This window comes from Micromonospora sp. NPDC050695 (genome assembly GCF_040654415.1).
GTDB lineage: Bacteria > Actinomycetota > Actinomycetes > Mycobacteriales > Micromonosporaceae > Micromonospora.
Genome location: NZ_JBFAHZ010000146.1, coordinates 1 through 1,555 on the forward strand (window position 1 = coordinate 1; position 1,555 = coordinate 1,555).

At 67.9% G+C, this 1,555-nt stretch carries 3 protein-coding genes; all 3 read left to right on the forward strand.

Translation table 11 applies throughout. From position 1 onward, the window contains the following. The coding region (locus AB0H52_RS31975; RefSeq protein ID WP_357952025.1) for a hypothetical protein at window positions 1-287 on the forward strand (287 nt) is incomplete at its 5' end. A 229-nt stretch (window positions 288-516) separates the two neighbouring features. Next, window positions 517-771, forward strand: coding sequence for a hypothetical protein (locus tag AB0H52_RS31980; RefSeq protein WP_151493088.1), 255 nt, complete (start codon window positions 517-519; stop codon window positions 769-771). Between the two features lie 19 nt (window positions 772-790). Continuing rightward, window positions 791-1,417 carry a hypothetical protein gene (locus AB0H52_RS31985; protein WP_357952027.1) on the forward strand — a complete coding sequence of 209 codons (627 nt, stop codon included), beginning with the start codon at window positions 791-793 and terminating at the stop codon, window positions 1,415-1,417. Window positions 1,418-1,555: the final 138 nt, after the last annotated feature.

Below are 1,555 nucleotides of genomic sequence, written 5' to 3' on the forward strand. Positions count from 1 at the left end.
GCCGGCCAGCATCCGCCACCCAGACCCAGCCACCGTTCACATCTACCGTCTTCGACCCCACACAACATGATCAACTTAAGCTACGTGGCATTGGGTCCAATGCAGCCGGCGCCCAGGACAAACTCAAGCGGCTCGGCATCACGAACATCAAGCTTGGCAGCCAGGACGAGTTCGACACGCTGGTGATCCTGCCGGAGAACTGGACGGTGAAGAAGCAGTCCCAGAAGGCGGGTGCCAAGGTCGCGCTGGACGAGCTGGTGGTCCTCACCTGCACTAAGACGGGCTGATACGGCTGACGTCAACGATGGCGGCGGCCCCGGCTCGTCTGCCGGGGCCGCCGCTGTGTTCCGTGGGTGGCGGTTCATCACTGCGGCCCCTGAACGCCGAGATGGCGCTGGATCATGCCGGGCGAATTGACCTTCAGCAGAATGGTCCTTAAGTGGACGCACGGCTGAGGTGATTGACCGTCGGTGGTCGATAGCTTGGTCGGTATGGCCCGTCTACTGGGTCGCCCGGATGCGTCGAGTCAACGGCGCCTACGAGTGGCTGGACACCTGGGGCGGCTACGAACGCGCCGGTGCCGCCGCCGGCGCGGCGGCACAGCTCGCCTACAACCAGGCCCGGGAAGATGTGCTCAAGGAACTGGTTGGGAACCTGCACACCGCGTTGGACCGGGCGGGCTTGGGGGCGCTGCCCACCCCTGCTCCGGTTCGGCCCCCGGCCCGGCCGGAGCTGCCGGCGGCCGTCGAGCTGGACGAACCTGAGGACTGACCGCGGGTAGGCGGGGCGGATGCGGTTGGTGGAGGCGGGATGCGAGGTCGAGGTGAGTCCGGATCTGCTACCCGTCACCCTCGCCCGCGATGGCGTCGTCCTGATTCAGCAGGGGTCCGTGGCCGAGGTCAGGGCACTGCTCGACCGCTGGACGGTCCCGGTCGACCACCCGCACCAGGTGGCCGACGGGCTGACCGTCATCGCGCCGCGTCTCCGCACCGACGATGGTGGCAATGAAGCCGGTTTCACCGACCTGCCCCTGTCGCCACACACCGATCGCAGCCTGCACGCGCAGCCGCCCAGCGTGCTCGCCACGCTGATGCTCACGCCGGCGAGGGCCGGGGGAAGCGCCACACTGGTGGACGGCGCGCGAGTGCTGACGCTCCTCCGCCTTCGGGCCGAAGATGCCGCGATCGCCGGCCTGCGGCTGAGGACGACTACCGGTCAACTCGACCCACCGGTCGTTGAATTCGTCTCCGGCCGCGCCCGCATCCGCTACCGCGACGACCGGATTGCCGGTCCGTACAGCACCGACGGGCGTCTGGATCTCGTGGCCGAGTTCCGTCGCCTGATCTCCGAGACGACCCGTTTCCTGCACCTGGGCGCGGGTCACGGCCTCGGCGTTGTTCGGGAGTGTCCGGTTTGATCATGGTTTGTTAGATGCCGTAGACGGCGAAGGTGTCGGTGCGGTCGGTGCGGTCGTGGAGGTCTCGGCGGGCGTGGGCGATGTTGGCGCGTCCGGCGAGGCGGAAGGTGTTGAGGGCCAGGTTGCGGAAGCTGGCCA

Bases quoted from the DNA above. Each gene is read 5' to 3' on its own strand.
- AB0H52_RS31980 (WP_151493088.1), top strand. From the start codon at position 517: ATGCGTCGAGTCAACGGCGCCTACGAGTGGCTGGACACCTGGGGCGGC.
- AB0H52_RS31985 (WP_357952027.1), top strand. From the start codon at position 791: ATGCGGTTGGTGGAGGCGGGATGCGAGGTCGAGGTGAGTCCGGATCTG.